18 protein-coding genes are annotated in these 22,750 nt (G+C 48.6%); 8 read left to right on the forward strand and 10 right to left on the reverse strand.

Features of this window, described 5'->3' with window-relative positions; all coding sequences use genetic code 11:
* Positions 1-2 precede the first annotated feature (2 nt).
* The 4 genes from MHM94_RS00450 to MHM94_RS00465 are packed head-to-tail and all read right to left on the reverse strand — an operon-like array spanning position 3 to position 4,577.
* Complete coding sequence (locus MHM94_RS00450; protein ID WP_022945492.1) at positions 3-806, reverse strand: DUF1338 domain-containing protein; 804 nt, start codon at positions 804-806, stop codon at positions 3-5.
* 35 nt (positions 807-841) lie between these two features.
* Positions 842-2,308 (reverse strand): succinylglutamate-semialdehyde dehydrogenase, encoded by a 1,467-nt coding sequence (gene astD, locus MHM94_RS00455; protein WP_235418279.1) that lies wholly within the window; start codon positions 2,306-2,308, stop codon positions 842-844.
* A 3-nt stretch (positions 2,309-2,311) separates the two neighbouring features.
* A complete protein-coding gene (gene astA, locus MHM94_RS00460) occupies positions 2,312-3,346 on the reverse strand; it encodes an arginine N-succinyltransferase (protein ID WP_045979943.1) in 1,035 nt (344 codons plus the stop codon).
* Positions 3,347-3,371: 25 nt separating this feature from the next.
* Positions 3,372-4,577 carry an aspartate aminotransferase family protein gene (locus MHM94_RS00465; protein ID WP_045979944.1) on the reverse strand — a complete coding sequence of 402 codons (1,206 nt, stop codon included), beginning with the start codon at positions 4,575-4,577 and terminating at the stop codon, positions 3,372-3,374.
* A 162-nt stretch (positions 4,578-4,739) separates the two neighbouring features.
* Here MHM94_RS00465 and MHM94_RS00470 point away from each other — a divergent pair, with 162 nt between their 5' ends.
* The 3 genes from MHM94_RS00470 (at position 4,740) to MHM94_RS00480 (ending at position 8,233) form a co-directional block, all read left to right on the forward strand.
* The gene (locus MHM94_RS00470) at positions 4,740-5,168 is read left to right on the forward strand and encodes an Lrp/AsnC family transcriptional regulator (RefSeq protein WP_235418280.1); all 429 of its coding nucleotides are present in this window, start codon (positions 4,740-4,742) and stop codon (positions 5,166-5,168) included.
* Positions 5,169-5,345: 177 nt separating this feature from the next.
* Positions 5,346-7,661 (forward strand): S8 family serine peptidase, encoded by a 2,316-nt coding sequence (locus MHM94_RS00475; protein WP_235418281.1) that lies wholly within the window; start codon positions 5,346-5,348, stop codon positions 7,659-7,661.
* Positions 7,662-7,672: 11 nt separating this feature from the next.
* Positions 7,673-8,233, forward strand: coding sequence for a hypothetical protein (locus tag MHM94_RS00480; protein ID WP_130146470.1), 561 nt, complete (start codon positions 7,673-7,675; stop codon positions 8,231-8,233).
* Between the two features lie 28 nt (positions 8,234-8,261).
* Here MHM94_RS00480 and MHM94_RS00485 read toward each other — a convergent pair whose 3' ends face one another.
* From MHM94_RS00485 to MHM94_RS00495, 3 genes are all read right to left on the reverse strand, one after another.
* Positions 8,262-9,131, reverse strand: a complete 870-nt coding sequence (locus MHM94_RS00485; protein WP_045979947.1) for a mechanosensitive ion channel domain-containing protein — start codon at positions 9,129-9,131, stop codon at positions 8,262-8,264.
* Between the two features lie 54 nt (positions 9,132-9,185).
* Positions 9,186-10,106 carry a hypothetical protein gene (locus MHM94_RS00490; RefSeq protein ID WP_130146468.1) on the reverse strand — a complete coding sequence of 307 codons (921 nt, stop codon included), beginning with the start codon at positions 10,104-10,106 and terminating at the stop codon, positions 9,186-9,188.
* A 133-nt stretch (positions 10,107-10,239) separates the two neighbouring features.
* Positions 10,240-12,402: a M3 family metallopeptidase gene (locus tag MHM94_RS00495; protein WP_235418282.1), complete on the reverse strand. Its 2,163-nt coding sequence runs from the start codon at positions 12,400-12,402 to the stop codon at positions 10,240-10,242.
* Positions 12,403-12,761: 359 nt separating this feature from the next.
* On the opposite strand from MHM94_RS00495, the gene MHM94_RS00500 reads away from it, so the two are divergent.
* Positions 12,762-13,973 carry an HDOD domain-containing protein gene (locus MHM94_RS00500; RefSeq protein WP_022946791.1) on the forward strand — a complete coding sequence of 404 codons (1,212 nt, stop codon included), beginning with the start codon at positions 12,762-12,764 and terminating at the stop codon, positions 13,971-13,973.
* Between the two features lie 16 nt (positions 13,974-13,989).
* Here MHM94_RS00500 and MHM94_RS00505 read toward each other — a convergent pair whose 3' ends face one another.
* Entirely contained in the window at positions 13,990-14,472 is a 483-nt protein-coding gene (locus tag MHM94_RS00505; RefSeq protein WP_328282654.1) for a pilus assembly protein PilD, read from the reverse strand.
* A 146-nt stretch (positions 14,473-14,618) separates the two neighbouring features.
* Between MHM94_RS00505 and MHM94_RS18475 the strand changes: the two genes are divergently transcribed.
* From MHM94_RS18475 to MHM94_RS00525, 4 genes are all read left to right on the forward strand, one after another.
* Positions 14,619-15,782, forward strand: a complete 1,164-nt coding sequence (locus MHM94_RS18475; RefSeq protein ID WP_235418283.1) for a DUF418 domain-containing protein — start codon at positions 14,619-14,621, stop codon at positions 15,780-15,782.
* A gap of 44 nt (positions 15,783-15,826) precedes the next feature.
* Positions 15,827-16,906, forward strand: coding sequence for an ABC transporter substrate-binding protein (locus tag MHM94_RS00515; RefSeq protein WP_235418284.1), 1,080 nt, complete (start codon positions 15,827-15,829; stop codon positions 16,904-16,906).
* 63 nt (positions 16,907-16,969) lie between these two features.
* A complete protein-coding gene (rluF, locus tag MHM94_RS00520; protein WP_235418285.1) occupies positions 16,970-17,854 on the forward strand; it encodes a 23S rRNA pseudouridine(2604) synthase RluF in 885 nt (294 codons plus the stop codon).
* The gene (locus MHM94_RS00525; RefSeq protein WP_053909386.1) at positions 17,851-18,438 is read left to right on the forward strand and encodes a GDSL-type esterase/lipase family protein; all 588 of its coding nucleotides are present in this window, start codon (positions 17,851-17,853) and stop codon (positions 18,436-18,438) included. The genes rluF and MHM94_RS00525 overlap by 4 nt, the downstream gene beginning before the upstream one ends.
* A 44-nt stretch (positions 18,439-18,482) precedes the next feature.
* On the opposite strand, the gene MHM94_RS00530 is transcribed toward MHM94_RS00525, so the two are convergent.
* Both MHM94_RS00530 and MHM94_RS00535 read right to left on the reverse strand, forming a co-directional pair.
* Positions 18,483-21,554, reverse strand: coding sequence for an efflux RND transporter permease subunit (locus MHM94_RS00530; protein WP_235418286.1), 3,072 nt, complete (start codon positions 21,552-21,554; stop codon positions 18,483-18,485).
* A complete protein-coding gene (locus tag MHM94_RS00535) occupies positions 21,555-22,634 on the reverse strand; it encodes an efflux RND transporter periplasmic adaptor subunit (protein ID WP_235418289.1) in 1,080 nt (359 codons plus the stop codon).
* Positions 22,635-22,750: the final 116 nt, after the last annotated feature.

Consider the following 22,750-nt stretch of genomic DNA (forward strand, 5'->3'; position numbering starts at 1 on the left):
CCTTAACGGGCGTTGGTGCTTTCGAAGATCTTATCCGCAGAAGCGGCGACGAAGCCGGTGTAGATTTCGCCATCAGGCTTCAAGTAGCGCAGAGCAAACTCATAAAAGCAACTTGGCACCGCTTTTTCACCGTCTGAAAAAGCCACCTTGGCATCGTCAGCTAGCGTTGATGACTGCTCTAGTAGCACCTCTGGAGAGCCTTTGATCTCACCGCCTGAGGTATTCAGTTTAAAACCAGCATCCTTAAGCTTTTGGTTCACCTGCTCAATGGTATCAAATTGCGCCAAGTGGTTAATGCTCACGGTAAAGTGGTTGGCGCGATAACCCCAAGCCGACATCCAGGCAGCGTATTCACTTTCTGCCAATAGCTTTTGATAGGTCTCATAGCTGACATCCCAATGGGTGCCAGAGTATAAGAAGTTGTCTGCAGTGACGGCGTCTTCATCAATGCTATCGACCATCTCATGAACGGTTTTTTGTAGCTCATCTGAGAACTGTTCAACAAGCAGTTCAGAGATAAACACTTTAGGTTGAGTCGGGTCTTCGTGCTCAAAATGCTTGGCGTAGAGTTTTTTGGCTTCGAAGTGATACTCGCCACACTCTTTGTAACCCACGGCTTTAAAGTGCGCAGCGAGCTTTTCTAAGCCAACCTTAGGCAAGTTAAAGGTGCGCAGCGCAATATGGTCGTTAATAACGTCATCGCGTTGAGTCGAGCCTAGTAGCTCGTGTACTTTAACGGCTGATGGAGTCACTTCAAGGTAGTTGTCCCACAAGTGTTCAAATAGTGTGTTTACATTGTTATGCATAATAATTCCTTAACACATAGATGCGTTTGATTCTTTTAGAGTATTAAGCCCGGCGCAAGTTTTTCCGGCAAGGTAGACGTGGGTGCTTCCACCGACGCTACCGGGTAGGCACAGTAATCGGCGGCATAATAGGCACTGGCTCGGTGGTTACCACTGGCGCCAATACCACCAAAAGGTGCGGCACTTGAGGCACCGGTGATGGGGCGATTCCAGTTAACGATACCAGCGCGAATGCGTCCTAAAAAGTAGTCGTAATCAGCTTGGCTGTCGCCTAAAAGACCGGCTGATAGACCATATGAGGTATTGTTTGCTTCATTGATGGCGCTGTCGAAATCACTGTAGCGGTACACTTTTAACAGCGGCCCAAAGTGCTCTTCATCGGCTAAATCGATGTTAGTGACATCAACAATGCCGGGGCTAACAAAACCGGTGTTTGTATCAAGGTGTTGCATTTCCAGTAGGGAAGTAGCGCCTTGTGCAAGCAGTTGCTCGTACGCTGCACGCATGCCCGCTGCCGCTTTTTTGCTGATCATCGCGCCCATAAATGGCTGCTCTTCGGCGAAGCTGTCGGCAATTTTAATGTTGCTGGTTACTTCAAGTAAACGCTTGATAATGGCATCACCCTGTTCACCTTGCTCTATAAATAGGCGGCGAGCGCAAGTGCAACGTTGGCCTGAGGTAATAAAGGCTGATTGCACGATGTCATGGACCGTGGCGTCGATGTCGCTGACACCTTTGACAATCAATGGGTTATTGCCACCCATTTCCAGCGCCAAGATTTTGCCCGGATGACCACCGAATTGTTGGTGCAATAAGTGCCCAGTCTGTGAGCTGCCGGTAAAGAATAAGCCATCAATGTCTTGATGTGAGGCCAGAGCCTTACCGGTTTCAATCTCACCTTGTACTAGGTTGATAACCCCAGCTGGCAAACCGGCTTGCTGCCAAAGTTTGAGAGTGTGCTCGGCCACCTTAGGCGTTAACTCTGATGGTTTAAATACCACGGTATTGCCAGCCAACAAGGCAGGTACAATATGACCGTTGGGTAAATGGCCTGGGAAGTTATAAGGACCAAAGACCGCCACCACGCCATGGGGCTTGTGACGAATAAAGGCTTTGGCTCCAGGCATCGGGTTTTCTACCGTGCCGGTGCGCTCCTTGTAAGCGCGAATCGAGATAGCCACTTTGCCGGTCATGGCGCCGACTTCGGTGCGCGTTTCCCAAATGGGTTTGCCCGTTTCTTCGGCGATGGTGGTGGCGAGCTCTTCGGCATTGGCCTTTAACTGCTCGACAAAGCGCTCGAGTACGGCAATACGCTCATCAAGTGCACTCTGCGACCAAGCAAATTGTGCAGCACGGGCGCTGGCAATCGCGGCATCGACCTGCTCTGGGCTGGCGCCTTGGCCTTGCCAAACAACGCTGTCTGTAGCGGGGTTGATCGATTCAAAACGCGGGCCTTCACCGGCCAGCCATTGGTTATTTATAAATTGAACATTCATAGCCATTCCTTAACGACTAGAGAGTGCGAAAAAGCGCACTGAATCACCTTGGCTGACGCCTAAAGTGTCAGCAGCCTCGGCACTGATATAAAGTTGGTGCTTGATGTCGCAATATTCAACGGCATCACTAAAGATAGCGCGAAAATCGGCGACCTTATCGTTACATAGCGCCCAGGTGGTAGCCTGCGGTTCAAGCTGCTCTTTAATGAGAATAGGGCATACTTTTGATTGGCGAACGGTGCTGATATTGCCTAGCTTGGCTTCCACCGTTGGCCCGGCGTCGAAGAGATCAACATAGCCACGGTGCTCAAAACCCTCGCGTTGCAGCAGTCGTAACGCCGGCTTGGTGTTGTCATGGACCTGGCCAATGACCGCTTGGGCCGCTTCACTGAGAAGGTTGACGTAAATGGGGTACTTCGGCATCAACTCACTAATAAAGGTCTTGTCACCTAAGCCCACCAAGTGGTCGGCCTGGGGGAACTCGATGCTAAAAAAGTGTTGTTGCAACCATTGCCAAAAAGGTGAATGGCCGTGCTCGTCGCTGACTCCACGCATTTCTGCGATGATGGTGTCGCTAAAACGGTCGCTGTGTTCGGCCATAAACAAAAACCGGATGCGCGATAAGAAGCGACCAGTGAGTCCTCGCCGATACGGCTCACGTAAGAATAAGGTGCAGATCTCCGAACAGCCGGTGTAATCGTTACACATCGACAGAGTATCTACGCGGTTGTAAACATCTAAGCTTGGACTGTGATGCACCGACGTGGAGCGCCGATAATGATACAGCGGCACGCTCATACCGACTGCCGCCTCAATGCCGGTGGTGCCGACAATATCGCCGCTTTCGGTGTCTTGCAGTACGAACAAGTAGCCCTCATCGCCGGGGCCATTGACATGCTTGTCAACGCTGCGCTCTGAGCGCTCGATTTTTGCTTGTAACAACTCGTCATCGACGGGCAGCGAGGTAAAACCATGGCCCGATTCGATGGCGATTTGTTTTAGCGCGGCGAAGTCATCGCCGCGAATAGGTCTAAGTACTAACATAAGTAGGCTCTTAGCCGTGTGGTTACTAGGCGTTAACCAGCGAAGCAACGGCTTTTTCGAAGCGCGCTAGCCCTTCTTTGATATCCGCTTCAGGGATCACCAACGATGGCGTAAAGCGAACTACATCGGCGCCTGCGACTAAGCTCATTAGGCCGTTTTCAACGCTCGCATTAAGGAAATCACGGGCGCGGCCTTGGTAGTCGGCGTTAAGTACCGCGCCTAATAACAAGCCTTTACCACGTACTTCACTGAACACGTTGTACTTTTCATTGATAGCATTGAGACCGTCACGGAATAGCTGTTCACGAACTTTCACCCCTTCTAGCACTTGCTGTGTGTTTACCGTGTCAAATGCTGCTTCAGCGACCGCACAGGCCAGTGGGTTACCGCCATAGGTTGAACCATGCGTGCCCGGTTTTAAGTGTTTGGCAATCTCTTTAGTGGTAAGCATGGCACCAATAGGGAAGCCGCCGCCCAGTGCTTTCGCTGAGCTAAGGATGTCTGGTGTTACGCCTAGGCCTTGGTAGGCGTATAGCTCGCCAGTGCGACCAACACCGGTTTGAACTTCATCAAAAATAAGTAACGCATTATGCTTATCGCACAGTTCACGCACGCCTTTAACAAAGTCCATATCAGGGGCAATGATCCCACCTTCACCTTGCAATGGCTCCATCATCACCGCACACGTGTCGTCGTCAATCAACGATTTAAAAGTCTCGAGGTCGTTATAATCGCAGTGAACTACCTCACCCGGTTTTGGCCCAAAGCCATCAGAGTAAGCGGCTTGGCCACCCACGGTAACGGTGAAGAAGGTACGGCCATGGAAACCTTTGTTAAACGCGATGATTTTTGCTTTCTTTTCGCCGAAATTATCCAACGCCCAACGACGAGCCAGTTTTAACGCCGCCTCATTGGCTTCAGCGCCGGAGTTGGCAAAATACACTTGATCGGCAAAGGTTGCGTCGGTGAGTTTTTTCGCTAAGCGCAGAGCCGGTTCATTGGTCATAACGTTGGCAAGGTGCCAGATTTTACTGCCTTGTTCTTTCAATGCAGTGACCAGTGCCGGATGACAATGACCTAGGCAGTTTACCGCGATGCCGCCGGCGAAATCGATAAATTCATTACCTTGTTGGTCCCAAACGCGAGAGCCTTCCCCTTTTACCGGAATAACCGCTGACGGGTTGTAGTTTGGCACCATTACTTCATTAAATAGTTCACGATTTACTTGCATGACACACCTTTATTTTTACTGAGCTTGGTCTCGTCATAGTTGCACCAAGCTTAGATTCATTAAAACTTGCCCCTATGGTGCCGTTAATCAAGTTCAATTTGCAGTGCCATATTGTTAAAATTGATTATAATAGCCATCAAAATAACGAAAAAGGCATGCAAAATGATTAACCCACAAGATGAAAAGTTGTTGTCCTTGCTGCGCACCAATGCTCGCGCCAGTATTTCTGACTTGGCCAGAGCACTGGATTTATCTCGTTCGACGGTGCAAAGCCGGATGCAAAAACTTGAAGAAAGTGGCGTTATTAAAGGCTACAGTGTGGAGTATGGCGACGCCTATTTATCATCTATGGTGTCGGCGCATGTGTCGATTAAGGTGAAACAAAAGCTCACCACGAAAACCAACATTGAGCTCAAGCACATAGATGCGATTACCGACTTATATGCCATCAGTGGCGAGTTTGACCTGATCGCGGTAGTGCAAGCGCAAAATCTCGAAAAGCTTAGTCACCTGCTTGATGATATTGGCAACCTGGATGGCGTAGAGCGCACCAATTCATCAGTCATTTTAGAAACAAAATTCAAGCGCTAATGTAGGAAAATGTTGCCTTGAGGTTCAATAAATAACCTTAAAGTGCTGGCTTTTTGAACTCTTACACTAAAATATGACAAATTCATGCTTTAGTTGTAAAGAGATGTAAATACTCTATTGAGTGTATGTGCCTATTTGCGTAAATTCGGTTCCTTCATTCACAATGAAGGAAGGTCAATGAACAACAATAAAATAAAATTAAGCGCCTTGACCAGCGCAATGCTTATCGCATTAAGTGGTTGTGGTGGCAGCGACAGCGACGATCAACCTGTAGTTGATACTGCACCGAAAGCTGGGGAAGTCAGTCTTGAGGGAGTGAAACAATGGCAGCCGGTGACCGGCACCTTAATTGCTCACGATCAAGATGGCGATGCTATCACGCTGACATTCTATGACGAAGACCAGGTGGTTGCGGCCGAAGACGGTATCTATACGTTCTCACACGGCACTTTAGCACTTGGCGAAGACAAAGAGTTTATCTACACCTCTTTATCAGGACAGCCTGCTGTTATCAATTACGATGTATCCGCCAATGGTAAAACGTCGACTGGCAGCATCACTATCAGCGATGTTACTGGCGACCCATTAGCAGCGCAGCAGTGGCACTTACACAACAATGAGCAGCGCGCTTTTGCTCAAAGTGATATCTTCAAAGAACAGCTTGCTGTGCTTAATGGCATCGCCGAGCAAGACCAAGAAGCGTACTTCGCCCAACTCGAGGATTCGTTTGTTTCTAGCCGCGCTGCCGGTGCGGACATGAATGTATTGGAAGCGTATAAACTGGGGATCACGGGTAAAGGCAGTATTGCCGTCGTGGTCGACCAAGGCGTGGAAATTGGCCATGAAGATTTGGCTGATAACGTGCTTGCTCACCGCTCTTTAAACCTGCGTGATGACGCCCTCGATCCAACTAACCCGACCATCACCGGCGATAAAACATCGCGTCATGGTACTGCGGTGGCGGGTCTCATTGCGGCTAAAGCACACAATGGTGTGGGTGGTCGTGGTGTGGCCCCTGATGCAGGAATTATCTCCATGAACTACCTGGATATTCCCAACCAAAATGCCGCGCACATGGGCGCCTTGATCAGTGGCTTACCTGCCAGTGGTATCCAAAACCATGAGCAGGTAGTGTTTAACCGTAGCTATGGCTATAACCCACCGGCGTTCTTACCAGAGGACCCGTTCGAAGAGGCAAACATGGCCTACGCCAGCGATGTGTTGCGCGATGGCAAAGGTGCTTTAAGCATTAACGCAGCGGGTAACGACTTCGAAGAAGGCCGCCACAACGGCAATTACTGTAGTTCTTCAGGTGTTAATGACATCGGCCTAAGCTGTATTGATCTCAACGTTTCGCAGGCTAACCGTAGCTTACACAGTGTTTCTGTGGCGGCACTGAAAGCCAATGGCGAACGTTCAAGCTATTCTATTGCCGGTAGTGCTATGTTTATTGCGGCCCCTGCCGGTGAAGACGGCAGCTGGGAGCCAGCAATGGTCACTACGGACGAAATGACTTGCTTGCAAGGTGCGTCGGGACTGCCGATGATGGATGCCCTAGAGAGAGCATGGGGTGTGCCACTGTCGTTCCTAGAAGGATATAAGAACTTTGACTTCCCGGGCCACCCGATGAACCCAAGCTGTCACTACAGTAACTCCATGAGCGGTACCTCATCTGCGGCGCCAAACACGGCGGGTGTGGTTGCGCTACTGATGGAAGCTAACCCAGATTTAAGCGCTCGCGACATTCAACATATTTTGGCGACAACGGCGAGCATGACTGACGCTGATAACGCCGCTGTTACGCTCAATACGGCTAACGGCGAGTTTGTCGCTCACCAAGGTTGGGTAGAAAACGCCGCAGGTTACCACTTCAATAACTTCTATGGCTTTGGCCGTGTGAATGCGGGTGAAGCGGTTAAAATGGCGCTGAACTATGATGTTGATTTAGGCGAGCGTCTGCAATCAGACTGGCTTTCAGCGGGTGTTCAAAATGATGATGCATCATTAGCCCTAGTGGTTCCAGATAATAACGCGGCTGGTGCAACGCACAGCATCGAAGTGGCGGATGACTATACTATCGAAGCAATGCAGTTTAGCTTCACAGTGGCTAACGAAGAAATGCGCTCCGATTACCGTCACCCAGAAATTCCGGGCCTGATTCAAAGCTCTGCGGGTTCAGACTTGGCTATCGAAGTGACTTCGCCAAGTGGCACTAAGAGTGTGGTTCTTGCGTCTCATCATGCGCAGCTTTACCCAGCATTGGATGCCAACTTCAACTTTGCTCAAGGTTATGTTCACTTGCCAACGGTGCATTTCCGCTCAAACGCTTTCTATGGCGAGAGTGCGAAAGGAACCTGGACTGTGAAAGTCGTTGATACGGCGCAGCCTAATCAAGTTGCGTTTAGTATGAACGGTCAAACCAGCGTGGTCTTCCCGAACGAGGCAGAATCTGTCCTCGAGGGATGGGGTTTACGTGTAACTGGTCGTCAATAAGGAGCATAATAATGAATAAGTTAACAACTCTTGCAATAGCGCTAAGCGCTGCGATTATGGCGCCAGTTCATGCTACAACGCTAAAATCGACTATGGACCAAGATAATAAGCTAAGCACTCAAGATGTGCCTGCGATTAGTGCCGCTAAGTTAGAGCGAAAAGCCAGCGTAGGTCTGTATGAAAAGGTGGACAATGTCCGTATCGTACCTGCTTACTTAGCCGATCCGGCTAAAACTGTGAGCGTGCAGGGCACGAATGCCTATGTGCAAGCCAATGATGGGGCTGTAGCCAGTGACCGTGAGGGGCTGTGGCAAGGCGATGTAATGCGTCACTCCCTGCGTGGTGAATTTGCTACAGTAAGCGGCAACTTAGTGCTCATCCCTGCGGGCGATATTGACGCAGTGCTTAACACCTTCGACTTACAAATGGTTCAACAGTTTGCTAATGGCACCGTTTTGGTTAAGCCAGCGACGGCCACAGAATTGCAGCAACTTAATGACCAGCTACAAGCCTCTGATTTGGTTAAAGCCAGCAAAGTAGAAGTGTTACACAAGGTCGTTGATGCTTTCTAAGCACATTTAAGCGAAGTAAAAAGCCCCACTAGTTGGGGCTTTTTTGTTGGCGAATATGCAACTCACCATCAATATGCACGTCTCGTTGTGGGAATGAGATAACCACATCATGTTCGGCAAACTTTGCGCAAATTCCAAAACGGATATCGCTTTTTATTTTCCGTACGTTGGACTCGGCCTCCGCATTAACCCAAAAGACTGCATCGAAGATAAGCGCACTGTCGCCAAAATCTTCAAAGATAACGCTATGGGGTGGGTTATTGAGTACGGTGGGCACCTCTTCTAGCACTTCGGTGATAAGCTGAGCCACTAAATTCACATCACTGCCATAGGCCACGCCAACTCGAACATAGGTGCGCGCCATGGTATCGATCAGTGTCCAATTGGTTACCGTATTCTCTAGCAGCTGGCTGTTGGGAACCAGTAGGTGTACGCCATCGTTACGGCGAATGCGGGTCGAGCGGGTGTTAATGGTTTCCACAACGCCCTTGGCATCACCGACCTCTAAAAAGTCGCCGATACGGATGGGGCGCTCACCGATGAGGATCCAACCACTGATAAAGTTGTTTATAATATTCTGTGCGCCAAAACCAACGCCAATCGCCACGGCCCCTGAGACAAATGCGAATGCGGTGAGCGGAATATTAAGCACCTCAAGGGTGGTAAAGATGATAATAATGATGCACAGCACCAAATAGATACGTTTGAATAAAAGCGCCGCATCTGGCCCCATTCGCTTTTGTATAATACGGCGATGGATAAGCCGACCGATATAGCGCACAACGAGCCACACGCCGGCGATGATAAGTGGGATCTGAATCAAGGTCGCTAGGGTAAACGCGGAGCCACCGTAGCTGAATATAACGGTATCCAAGGATTCAGTAATTTGTTTTAGCATAGGACTATCTAGCACCCTATTACTCCTTAAATAGGTGGTCAGTGAGGCGCTATACTACAAGGCTTTGGAGCCATCGCTGACACGCTCTCTTTGTTGTTGTGTTAATTTTATAACATAGACATTGCGGCCAATCCCATTAAATTCCTCATCGGTGATAACCAGGGTGTCATTGTCGTAAAACGTGACGGCTTCTTTTTGTGTTACCAAACCGAGATTGATCTTATCTATGGTACCGGAGAAAAAATTATCGCCTTGCCAGTTCTCGAACAGCCATAAATGGGTGGAGTCTAGCAATACCAGCTTTTTCCTATCTGGGCTCATGGCTGCGGATGTCACCCAACATAACTTTTCGGCGGTGGTACAGGTTTGAAACGAGGCGATAAATTGCGCTTCATAATTACCCGCGTGATTGCCAATACGGTACAAGTTCGTTTTACCATCAAATGGTTGAGTTCTATTTTTGGTAAATAAGTACAGTTGGTGTCGATACTCAACAAAGGCTTCTAAATCAAAGTTCTTACGTTCAGGCGTAAGCGGCTGCTCCCACAATTCTTTGTAGGTGAATTTAATGATCTCTGCGTTGGTTTCATCAGATTTAATATCAATGGGGTTTTCTATTTTATAAATTGTCAGCCAGCGGCGCAGATTATCGTTGTTACCAAAGTCGCCTAAAAAGAAATGACCAAATTCGTTTTGGGTCATATCTTCCCAATCAATGTTCTTGGCATTGACCACTTGCACGCGCCGTTGCACTTTGCCTTTGTCATCGACCTGATAGAGAAATGGGCCATCGCCACTGTCGTTAATGGCCCACAAGCGGCCACGTTTATCAAACTCAATTCCCGACACCTCTTTAAGTTGTGGATCTAGAGTGACAAACTTGTTCTGATATAACTGATAACTCAACCAGACAGCGCCGCCGCCAAGGACGATTGCACTGAGGGAAATAAGGGTAATAAGCGTTTTTTTTATCATAATCTGGATGGTGTGGAAAAACGCTGGGCATTATAGCAGGGCCACAGTAGGGATGCCTGTACCTGAGTATGAATTTTTTCAATAAAAAACGCGGCACTAGGGCCGCGTTATGATGCGCTTATAAAGCGTTTATTTACTCTTTGCTGTCTTCCACGAGACCACGGCGTTTAAGTAATGCATCGGTGGTTGGCTTTTGACCACGGAATTCAATGTAGCTTTGCATTAAATCACGGCTGTTACCACGCGAGAGTACTTCTTTGCGATAGTGATCACCGTTTTCACGAGTCAAGCCACCTTCGCTTTGCATATGTGCGAACGAGTCCGCTGCAAACACTTCTGTCCAAAGGTAGGCGTAGTAGCCCGCGCTGTAACCGCCAGCAAAGATGTGGCTAAAGTAGCAGGTTTTATAACGCGGCGGCACTGGGTAGTAATCAATGCCGTGTTTCTCAAGCGCGTTTTGCTCAAACTGGGCAAAGTCTTCAACCTTGGTACCCGGTGCAATAGAATGCCATTCCATATCCAGCAACGCTGCGGCTAGGTATTCAGTGGTATCAAAACCTTGGTTAAAGGTATGCGACTTCAATAACTTATCTAGCAGCTCTTGAGGGATAGGCTCGCCAGTTTTGTAGTGCTTAGCATAGTTAGCGAGTACGCTCGGCTCAATGTTCCAGTCCTCGTTAGCCTGAGACGGGAATTCAACGAAGTCACGGGCAGTGGCCGTACCGGCAAGCGATGGGTATTTTACATCGGAGAACAAACCGTGAATGGCATGACCAAACTCGTGGAACATAGTTGTTACTTCAGAGAAGGTCATCAGTGTTGGCTGACCTTCAGCTGGCTTGGGAATGTTCTGCGCGTTATAAATAACAGGCTTGGTTCCTTTAAGGTGGTTTTGCGATACATAGGCACTCATCCACGCGCCGCCACGCTTACCTTCGCGAGCATAAGGGTCAAGGTAGAATAGGCCAATTGAGCTGCCATCTTCATTGAACACTTCCCACACAAACACGTCTTCGTGGTAGGTTGGCAAGTCATTGCGCTCTTTCATGGTGATGCCATAAAGCTTGTTCATGGCGAAGAACAGGCCGTCGTTAATAACGGTATTCATTTCGAAATAAGGCTTTACTAAGCTTGCATCAATGTCATATAGCTCGGCGCGCACCTTCGCTCCGTAATAAGCCCAATCCCAAGGCTTAAGCTCAAAGTCTTTACCGTCTTTTTTGATTGCTGCTTGAATGAGTTCAGCTTCAGATTTAGCTTTAGCGACCGCTTTCGGCGCAAGATCATCAAGCATAGTAAAAACTGCATCCGGCGTTTTCGCCATGCGATCGTCTAGCTGGTAATGTGCCCATGATTCAAAACCAAGCAAAGCGGCTTTTTCTGCTCGCAGCTGCGCTTCTTTAATAGCGATTGGGCCATTGGTTTGTTGCGCGCGCTGTGATGACGTGCGCCACACTTTTTCACGTAGCTCACGATTTTCGAGGCTTGAAAGAATGGGCTGACGGGTGGTGTTGACCAAGGTGATCATGTAGCCGTCTTTGCCTGCTTTTTCCGCGGCTGCCTTTAAGCTGGCAATTTCATCTTCAGCTAAACCCGCTAATTGCGCTTTGTCTGTGACTAAGATGGTGTCTTGTTTGAATGACTTTAAGATATTTTGCGAAAACTCAGTGCTGAGTTTAGAAAGCTCAGAGTTAATCTCGCGCATACGTTGCTTTTGGCTTTCGTCGAGCTTCGCACCCGCACGCACAAGGCGCTTATAGTAATATTCAACCAGGCGTTGGTCTTCTTTATTCAACGTGTCTTTGTTGCCATAAACAGCAGCAACACGGTCAAAAAGGGCCTTGTTTAGATAAATATTGTCACGGTGCTCGGCCAATACCGGCGCCATTTTGGCATCGATACGCTGATATTCATCATTTGAGATAAGACCAGAGAGATTGTTGAAAGCGGCGCGTACACGGTCCAAAATGGCGCCGGATTGTTCCATTGCAACCAAGGTGTTTTCAAAAGTAGGTGCTTCAGAATTGTTAGCGATAGCTTCAATCTCAACACGTTGCTCTTCAATCCCCGCATCAAATGCCGGCTCATATAAACTGGTATCAATCTTATCAAATTCGGGCGCCATATATTGCAATGGGCTAGGGCTTAAAAAGAGATTTTCTTGTACAGCGTCAGTGGTGGTCTTGGCTACTTGTTCGGTTTGAGCTTGGTTTTGTTCGTTGTTAGCAGGTTGCTCGCTACAGCCTGTAACTAGGGTAGTCGCAGCAATCGCTGCGGCAATCATAGATAAACGCATTGCTTACTCCATTATCAGGAAGTTATTGTTGTCAGTTATCGCATGAGCAAGCCACGTCCCCGGGAGAATGCAGTGACTTGCACTGTGTAATCATGAAAAGAAGGGTGGGGCTCTTTCATTTTGATAGGCTGTAACATTACTGGCAAAGTGTGCTGACAACAAGTAACTTGGCCTTAATTCTGCGCTTTTTCGTCGATTTGTTGGTGTTTTTTTCATCTTCAGCCATGCTTAACACCCAGGTAAAGCGTTAAATTCTTCTCCAACCCTATGCTTTTGTTCGATTGTGAAGTTTTTTGCGGTGGGTATACTTGCGTCGTAGTGAAGATTGAGTGCGAATTTGGTAGCCGAGGAGAGCAGGGTTGGACGTTTTTGTAGCGCGCCAAGCAGTATTTAACAAGCAACAGAAGGTGGTTGCTTATGAGTTGTTGTTTCGCGATGGTGAAGACAACCGCTTCCCGAATGTCGAGGATAAAACCGCGACAGCCAAACTGATCTATGACAATCAACTCAATCAAGGTTTATCATTTCTCACCGGTGGGCGAAAAGCACTGATCAATTTTGGTGAGCAATCGCTACATGCCCGTTTAGGGGAGTTTCTTCCTACCGATAAAGTGGTGATTGAGATACTCGAGACTGTTGAGCCCAGTGAAGAGCACTATCAGTTGTGTCGAGAGTTGTTTCACCGTGGCTTTCGTTTGGCGCTCGATGATTTTCAATACCACCCACAATGGGAAAAGTTTCTAAAGCTAGTGCGGCTTATTAAGTTTGACCTTATGCACAGCAGCTTTGAGGAAATAGACCAAACCCTTGCAGTGTTAAAAAAGTATCCAAATATAAAGTACCTAGCGGAAAAAGTAGAAACGCAAGAGCAATACGAGCAAGCCAAAGCACGCGGTTTTGATTTTTTTCAGGGCTATTATTTTGCTCGCCCGCAAATGGTTAAACAGCGCGATTGTGTTGCTCGTTCGGCATTGATCATGATGATTTACAGCATGACCCTCAAGCCCAATATTAATCTCAATAAACTCAGCGAGGTGTTTTCTCAAGACACCGCCTTAGCCTACAAATTATTGCGCTTTATCAATTCTGGGCTGTTTCCGCTTAAAGAGCGTATGGACTCCATTAAGCAAGCTTTGGTGTATCTTGGCGAGCTGCGGGTGCGGCGTTTTGTGTCACTGATAGTGACCGCCCATATCGCCCACGAAAAACCGCTTGAGCTGACCAAGATGTCGTCAATTCGCGCCCGCTTCTGTGAGCTATTAGCAAAGCGTTATTTCCCTCATCTCAGTAGCAGCGCGTTCCTTGTAGGGCTCTTTTCACTCATTGATGCCATGCTCGATAGACCCATGCAAAGCATTGTAGAGCAATTGCCTTTCCCCGATGATATTGCCAATGCGCTAAATGGGGAAAACAACACCTTGTTTTATCTGCTCGAGCTGGTAAAAGCGTACGAGTCTGGCAGTTGGTGGGCGATGCAAAGAGCCTGTGTACCGCTTAACATCAGTGATGAAGGGTTGCCCAATTTACACCAATCGGCCATTACCTGGTCGCAAATGTTCGATGATTTGTAAAGCGCGTCGATAGCGCTTAGCACCCGGTTGTTTGGCGTGCATAAGTAGGTGGCTGGTCGGCAGATTGCGCTTGTGTGTAAAGCACATAGCACTGGTCATCTTGCACCGCGCCGTCGTCATCAAAGTCATAGCCAATATAGGTAAAATCGATGCCTTGTTCTTCAAATACCAAGGCTTCGCTAAATTCCACCCGCTTGACGACATCGGTGTTATCTAAGAAAAACCATTTCAACCTCACATCTGGGCTGTCGTCGCTGAGGTCAATGACACCGTCTCGGTTTAAGTCAACATCAATCAAGTCATTGCGCCCGGTCACCGCAGTGGCTCGGTAACTAGGCATCTGCGCCTTCATCTGCATCAGTGTATTCGCCTGTTCGATACTGGTTTGCGCATTGGTTAGTACGGCTATGCGCGCATCATTTTGTAAATTTAAAAATCGCGGTAACACGGTGATACTCAACACCGCCAGAATAACTATCACGATGATGAGTTCAATCAAGGTAAAACCCTTTTGCAAGCGGTGCTTATTAGAGGGGGAACAACAGATGAAGGAATGCATGAAACTGATACCGCGTATAAATACAACCGTGCTATGGTAATGTTTTTTATCGACAATGTCAGCGCTATTTGTATCGTGGAGGGGGAGTGTCTAAGGCCAGTTTGTTCGCCGAACAAGGGTATTATCGGCAATTAATCACCGATGCGCGCCGCACTGAAATTGATGCGTTGCGTGGGCTAGCCATCCTTGGTTTGTTGTTCTTGAATGCCCCTTTTTTCATTTATTTCGATTATGGTTACATCGCACCGCCCGGTACCCATTTAGTCGACTCGCTGCTCTATGGCATACAGGTTCTACTACTTGATGGGCGCTTTCGGGGACTGTTTGTGGCGCTCTTTGTGGTGGGGTTAATTGTCCAGTGGCAGCGCCGTGCCACGGACTCGCGCGACGAGCCTATGCACTATTTGCGCGTCAGACTCTATTGCTTAGCGGTCATTGGTCTGGTGCATGGGATGCTATTGTGGGCGGGGGATATCTTACTCGGGTATGCCCTTGCCGGGCTGTTGTTAGTGACGATGTTAGATTCACCCGCGAAACAGCAGCTGCGTCAAGGCATACTGTTTATTGTTGTTGGAAGTGCAGTGCTATTGACCTTAAGTGGGTTATACATTGAACCTGCACTCACCTATGACGACGAGCAATACCAAGGGTATCTCAATCAAGACAACTTTCACTTTTTAACTACGCGCTCAAGCAACGCTATCAATATGCTGCTGATGACCTTGGTATCCCTGTTTTCTGTGTTGTGGCTGGAGTTAGGGGCGATGATGTTGATTGCAGCGACATGGCGCAGTGGTTTTTTATCATCGCCTTGGTCACATCAAGTGAAGCTGTCAGTAGGAGCTGGATTGTTGCTCTGCTTACTGCTCAGCGGCATTCATCTTAGCTATGGTAATAGCTTTACGGCGACGCTAAGCCTTATTGCGAACTCCATTAGTGGCACAATCACGGCGTTGATTGCCTTGCATTGGCTCAGTCGTAGACGCCTACGTATGGGTGTAGGGATTAGGCTGCTTGCAAATGTTGGGCGCTTATCGCTCAGTTGTTATCTGGCACAAAGCGCATTGATGCTGGTCATTACCCATTACTTTGGATTGTATATCGCACAAAACTTTGCGCTAGCGCATTACGCGCTATTGGCCTTTGCCATTATCATTGTGCAATTGCTCGGTGCGAACGCGTATCTGCGCATCTTTACTCAAGGCCCCGTAGAATGGGCTTGGCGCAAAGCGGTAGAGCGATGGCGCTAATACCATCAACATAAACTATACTAAGCGCTAGCCAAGGAGTCCCTGTGAAAAACCATGTTATCTTATTTGCCATCCTTTATGTGTCATCTTGCTTTAGCGCACATGGCGCAATGCGGGTGCTGTTTGTTAACCCATCTACAGCGGGCGACCCTTTTTGGCATAAAGTAGAGACTTTTGCGGTGCAAGCTGCCGGGGACTTAGACATCAATTTAGACATTGTTTATGGCGACGGTCATCGAGAGTTTCAGCATCGAGCCATCGCCCGGTATTTAGCCACTCATCCTGCGCCGGATTATGCGGTGCTTATCAATTACCCCGGCGGCAGTGGTCAGTCTATGCAGTTACTGGAGCAGCGCGAGGTTTATTTTGTCACGTTGGAAGAGACACTGTCCCAACAAGAGCGGGAGCTTGTGCAAAAGCCAGGTGAGCGCTTCCATTATTGGTTGGCGGAGCTGTCCCATGACAACCAACACGCTGGGCAGCAACTCGCTTCTTTTTTGCACAACAAAGCCGTTGAGCAAGGCATAGAGTCACCGCTGGTGGCGGCGATAGGGGGGCACTACGGAGGAGAAACAAACCTGCGTGTGAATGGATTGCGCGACTTTTTAGCAGACCACCAAGGACAACTAGTGCAAGTCGTGCATGGTCGTTGGCAGCAAGAAGTTGCCCGTCAACAAACAGCCAAACTATTACGGCGCTATCCTGAGTTAAGTATCATCTGGTGCGCCTCGGACGCCATGGCGCTGGCGGCTGTACAACAAGCCCAGCAACATGGCAAAGTGGTCAATAAAGATATGTTTATCGGCGGTTTTGATTGGCTGGCCGACTCCTTGAGCGCTATAGCCGATGGTAGGCAGACGGCGTCGGTGGGTGGACACTTTTTGATGGGGGCTTGGGCTTTGGTCAAGGCCTATGATCACCGCTTTTCAGTGTCAAAAAGCAGCACTCAAGAAGTGCGCTTTAAATTGGCAATCGCGCATCAGGGAAACGTCAAGCGTATCCTCCCTTTGGTGGACCCCAATAATTGGCAGCAAATTGATTTTAAAAGCTACACAAGAACCCATAACAGCACACTTGATGAGTACCCCTTCGATGTGCAAAGTATCCTCAATCAACACTTTTAATTCTGATTTTTGTTGGTAACTGCTTTACAATGCGCAGGTGAAAAAGAAGCAACAAGTAGAACTATGAGTCAACCTACGCGCCTTAATAAATACATAAGTGAAACCGGATTTTGCTCGCGCCGTGAGGCGGATGCGCTGATCAGTGCGGGGCGAGTCAGCGTAAATGGTCATGCGCCACAAATGGGCGATAAAGTGACCGATGCCGACACCATTCACATTGATGGTAAAGCGCTTAAAACTAAGCCTAAACGTGTCTATATCGCCTACAACAAGCCAACGGGTATTACTTGCACCACTGAAAAGAAAATAAAAAGTAATATTGTGCGAGCGATTAATTATCCCGAGCGTATTTTCCCTATTGGCCGTTTAGATAGGCCCTCAGAAGGGCTTATCTTCCTCACCAACGAGGGCGATATCGTCAACAAAATATTGCGCTCAGGGAATAACCACGAGAAAGAGTACGAAGTGCGGGTTGATAAGCCCTTAAATCGGCGCTTTGTTGAGCGTATGAGCGCGGGTATTCCCATTCTTGGCACTGTTACCAAGAAGTGTAAGGTTGAGCAAACCGGGCCGGATAGCTTTCGCATCATACTGACTCAAGGCCTGAATAGGCAAATTCGTCGCATGTGCGAGTATCTTGGCTATGAAGTAGTTACGCTCAAGCGCACGCGCATCATGAATGTGACATTAGCCGGGCTAAAAAGTGGCCAATGGCGCCATTTAAGTGATGCAGAAATGGCCACTATTAATGATCTAATAGCGGACTCTGGTAAAACCGAAGAGCATTCTAAAACTGAGCACAGTGTGCCCTCTGAGCAACATTCCAATACACCGAAGACTGCACCACCAAAGCGCAAAGCCGTACCTCGAGCTCGCACAGCGCCTGTTCACAAGCCAAAAAGTAAGGCAAACAAGCGGGTGAAAGGAACATTGAGGCTAAAAAAATGATGCGCTTTATTGGCCTTGTGCTGCTTGTTTTTATAACCGGTTGCTCGCAATCAGACAAAGTGACCTTGCATGCTGGCGATTCTATTTTAGCGTTCGGTGATAGTTTAACCGTGTCAGTGGGTGCAAAGAACAGCACCTATCCCCAGCAACTCGCTCAGCTAACGGGGCTGGAAGTGATAGCCAGTGGTGTCTCTGGCGAGCAAACAGCGCAGGGCCTTGAGCGCTTTAAACGTGCACTCGACACGCACCAGGTTCAGGCGGTGGTGTTACTTGAAGGCGGAAACGATTTTTTGCGTAACCAAGATAGCGGGCAAACAAAAGCGAACCTAGGCGCGATGATAACGCATGCGCAAAGTAAAGGGATTGCAGTGATCCTTGTGGCGGTGCCGACCAAGTCTTTGTTTTTGTCTGACGCGCCGCTATATCAACAATTAAGCGAGCAGTATCAGGTGGTGCTGGTGGCAGATATACTGTCTGAATTACTAGGCGATAACCGTTTTAAATCTGACGCTATTCATCTTAATGACCAAGGCTATCGACGCCTAGCGTTAGCCATAGCCGATGTGATAGAGGTTGAACGCTAACGAAAAAAAGCCAGCTTAAGCTGGCTTTTTAATGACTGCTGATCTCATCCGTTGCGACGGTGGCTGTGTATGGCAAAGAACTTACAATAAAGCACCGGGACCACAACCAGCGTGAGTATGGTGGCAAAGCCGAGACCAAACATAATGGTCACCGCCATGGACTTAAAGAACACATCGAATAGCAGCGGGATCATCCCTAAAATAGTGGTGATGGCCGCCATGGAAACCGGCCTAACCCTGGAAACGCCAGAGTCAAACACCGCCTCATAAGGGTCTTTACCTGCAGCTAACTCGATATTGATTTGATCCAACAGCACGATACCGTTTTTAATTAACATGCCTGAGAGGCTCAATAGCCCCAACAGCGACATAAAGCCAAAGGATGCGCCCATGGCCAGCAAGCCAGCGCTGACACCGACGATGGCCAAAGGCACCGTGGCCCAGATCACCAGCGGTTTACGCACTGAGTTAAACAGCAACACGGTGACCGCGAACATCGCTAGATAACCCAGTGGTAGCGAGCCAAAAATGGCTGAGCGTGCTTTGTTGGCAGACTCATACTCGCCACCCCATTGCAGTTCATAGCCTCGGGGGAGGGGGATGGCTTCGATATCGCCACGTACACGGGCGAACAACTTCGCAGGGGTTTCATCGCCAAGTAAATCATGATCCGCCATCACGGTAATGGTGCGCTTGCGGTCGCGACGCATGATGAGGGGGTCTTCCCAGCGTACGGTGAAGTCATCCACCACTTGCGTCACTGGCACAAACACGCCTAATACTGGACTGTAGATTTGCAAGTCGCGCAGTGATTCAACGTTTAAACGCTCGTCTTCTGGAGAGCGGGCAATGATTGGCAACAACTGGGTGCCGTCGCGATAGAGTCCCACTTTCTTACCCGACACACTGGTGAGCAGTAACTCGTCTAAATCCGTTTTACTTATTCCCAAACGGCGGGCTTTTTGCTCATTGAGCTGTGGGCGGATGAGCTTTGTGCGGTGGCGCCAATCATCGCGAATGTGAAAGGCTCCGGCGTCACTGGCGAGAATTTGCTTCGCTTGCTCAGCCAGCTGTCTTAGCACCACAGGGTCGGGGCCAGAAAAGCGTGCTTCGATTTTGGCATCGGTCGATGGCCCGATTTCCATGCGTTTGAGCTTTAGCTTGGCATCAACAATATGATTGCGCTCGTAGTCACGCACTTTAGCTATCATGGCCAATACAGCTTCTCGGTCCTTCACCCGAACAATCAGCTGACCATAAGCAGGGTATTGTTTTTCTGGCGCATAAGTGAGCATAAAGCGCGGTGCCCCTTGACCTATGGTGGCGGTGACCTCCTCAACCAACTCCTGCTCGAGTAAAAACTGCTCGAGTTCGGCGATACCTTTGCTGGTGGTGCGAATATCAGCGCCCTGGTAATGCCAATAATCTATGTAAAACATGGGCGTGTTAGAGGCGGGGAAGAACGACTGTTTGACCGATTTAAAGCCCACCACCGCGCCGACTAAAAGGATCAGCATTAATACGATAGTGGTTTTGCCGTAATGCATGGCATGGCGCAAGATAAACTTATAGCCACTAAATAAAAACCCTTGGTAGGGATCTTCATCGCCTGCTTGGGCTTGGTTTTTGCTTTTTGGAGTACGGAACATCACATCAGCAAAAAACGGCGTAAGGGTGATGGCGGTGATCCAGCTCAGTAATAGCGAGATCATTAACACCCAAAATAAGCTGCCGGCAAATTCACCACTGGCATCCGAGCTCAGGCCAATGGGGGCAAAGGCGGTAATGGCAATAACCGTAGCCCCAAGTAAGGGCCATTTGGTTTGGTTAACGATATTGACTGCTGCCTTTAGTTTGCTTTGCCCACGCTTCATATTAATAAGAATGCCTTCGGTGATCACAATGGCATTATCCACCAACATCCCTAGTGCGATGATCAACGCCCCAAGGGAGACGCGTTGTAGGTTGATATCAAAGAGCACCATAAAGATAAAGGTGCCGAGCACGGTGAGCAGCAAAATACCACCAATTAAAATACCGCTTTTGACCCCCATAAACAGCAGCAACACCACGATAACAATGGCCACCGCTTCGACCAGGCTGATAATAAAACTGGACACCGACTTGTCGACTTCTTGGGGTTGGTTGTAAATGGCGGCGACTTCCATGCCATGGGGGCGCTGATACTCCAGTTCCGCTAAATGGGCATCGATACGTTGACCAACGTCTACGACATTGACGTTGCTGGCAAAAGAAAGACCTATTAATAATGCCTGTTGTTGGTTGTAGCGCACCATATGCGAGGGTACTTCAGCATACTCGCGATAAACCTTGGCGACATCGCCGAGGTAGATGAGCTCGCTGGCACCGGGCTTAGAAATAAGCACATGTTCAAGTTCAACAACATTGTCAAACTCGCCAGTAGGATGCAGGCGAATAGACTCGCCATCGACCATGACGCGACCGGCATTAGAAACGGTGTTTTGCGCTTGCAACAAGGAAAATATGCGCTCAGGACTGAGTCCCAGTTGCGCGAGCTTATGGGTCGACACCTCGACAATCACTTGGCTTTGCTGCTCGCCGGCTACAGTGACTTTGCCAACGCCATCGACCAGCACCAGCTCACGCTTGAGAAAATCAACATAGTCTTTAAGCTCATCATAGGAGTAGCCATCACCGGTCACTGCAAGGGTAACACCATACACATCGCCAAAGTCATCAATGACTTGACTGGGGTACACCCCTGGCGGCATAGACGCCGAAACATCATTAATTTTGCGGCGCAGTTCATCCCAAATTTGCCTTAGGTCCTCTTTGCGATAGGTGCTTTTCATCTCCACCGTAATCTGGCTTTTGCCGTTAGAGGAAATGGAGGTGACATAGTCGACGTAGGGCAATTCTTGAATCGCATTTTCGATTGGGTATGTTACTTCTTCTTCGACCTGCTGCGGTGAGGCCCCAGGGTAGAGGGTAATCACCATAGCTTTTTTCAGAGTAAACTCTGGGTCTTCTAACTGTCCGAGAGAAAAGTAAGAGACCGTTCCCCCAATGAGCAGGAACAGCGCAAACATCCAACTAATAACTTTGCGTTCAATGGCAAATGCAGCAAGATTCATTTATAGGCCTCGCTCTTTTTGCCACGGGCGCACCTGCATCCCTTCTTTGAGATAGTGTACGCCTGCGGCCACCACTTGCTCGCCGCTATTTAGGCCAGAGCGTATCTCTAGTCCGTCTCGGTGCATTTGCCCCACCTCGACCTGGCGTTTATGCACGGCGTTATCCTTATAAATCCATACATAGCTGTTATTCGTGAGGCCTTGCTGCGAGTCAGAAAAGACCGCTTCCGCCGGAATTTTATGCCATGACTCGGCATTTCCGGTGATTTTACTGATATCAATATACACATGGCCGCTCATCCCCGCTAACAAGTTGAAATCTTCGGGCACGGGTAATGAAAATACCACCTTGTAGGTCAGCGTAGCAGGGTCGGCTTGGGTGTCATACTCTTTGATGGTGAGCGTATAGGCTTTATCTGGGTAGCCGTCAAAGATCACCGTGGGTTGATACAAGGTATCCTTGTTGACGCGGGCCACCAACTTCTCGGGTACTTGGATAACCACGTCCATTAAATCTCGGGTTTCTAAGCGCAAAATATTTTGCTTTGCCTGAATGTTTTCAAAATTCTTAACGAATACTTTGGCAACGGTACCGGCGAAGGGCGCCCTTAACTCTGAGTTGTCTAAGTTAGTTTTAGCAATATTGAATGCCGATTCGGCAACTCGGGCGTTGGCGACTGCTTCATCGAGTTCTGCTTGGCTGGCAATGTTGCGCTCATACAGTGTTTTTACGCGCTTTAGCTGCGACTGAGCCAGGTCGTAACGGGCCTTGCGCTCTTCATACTGTAGCTGGAAATCTTCAGGGTCGAGCTTAGCGAGTAACTCGCCTTTTTCCACTTCCTGACCCGCTAACACGGGAAACTCTATAAGTTCTCCATTGACACGAAAGGCTAAGTAGGAGCCTTGGTGGGCGACTACTTCAGCAGGAAAGCTACGCATAACCTTTTCATCAGCGTGACCCACGGTAAAGAGTTTAACCGGCCTGATGGGCGGCTTTTTATCGGTTTTGGGTTGCTCTTGTGAGCACCCCGTTAGTGAAATCATCGCGAGCAAGACTAATACGAATAGACTGCGAGACATGAATGAGACTCCCTGTGAATAGTGTGTATGTATGCCAGTATAAGAGCACGCTGGTGCGTTAGCTTACTTTGCCGTAGACTAAAATAAAAATTATAAATTACTTATAACTTCATAAG

It is taken from the genome of Pseudoalteromonas sp. CNAT2-18.1 (assembly GCF_022347865.1).
In the GTDB taxonomy this organism is placed as follows: Bacteria; Pseudomonadota; Gammaproteobacteria; order Enterobacterales; family Alteromonadaceae; genus Pseudoalteromonas; species Pseudoalteromonas ruthenica.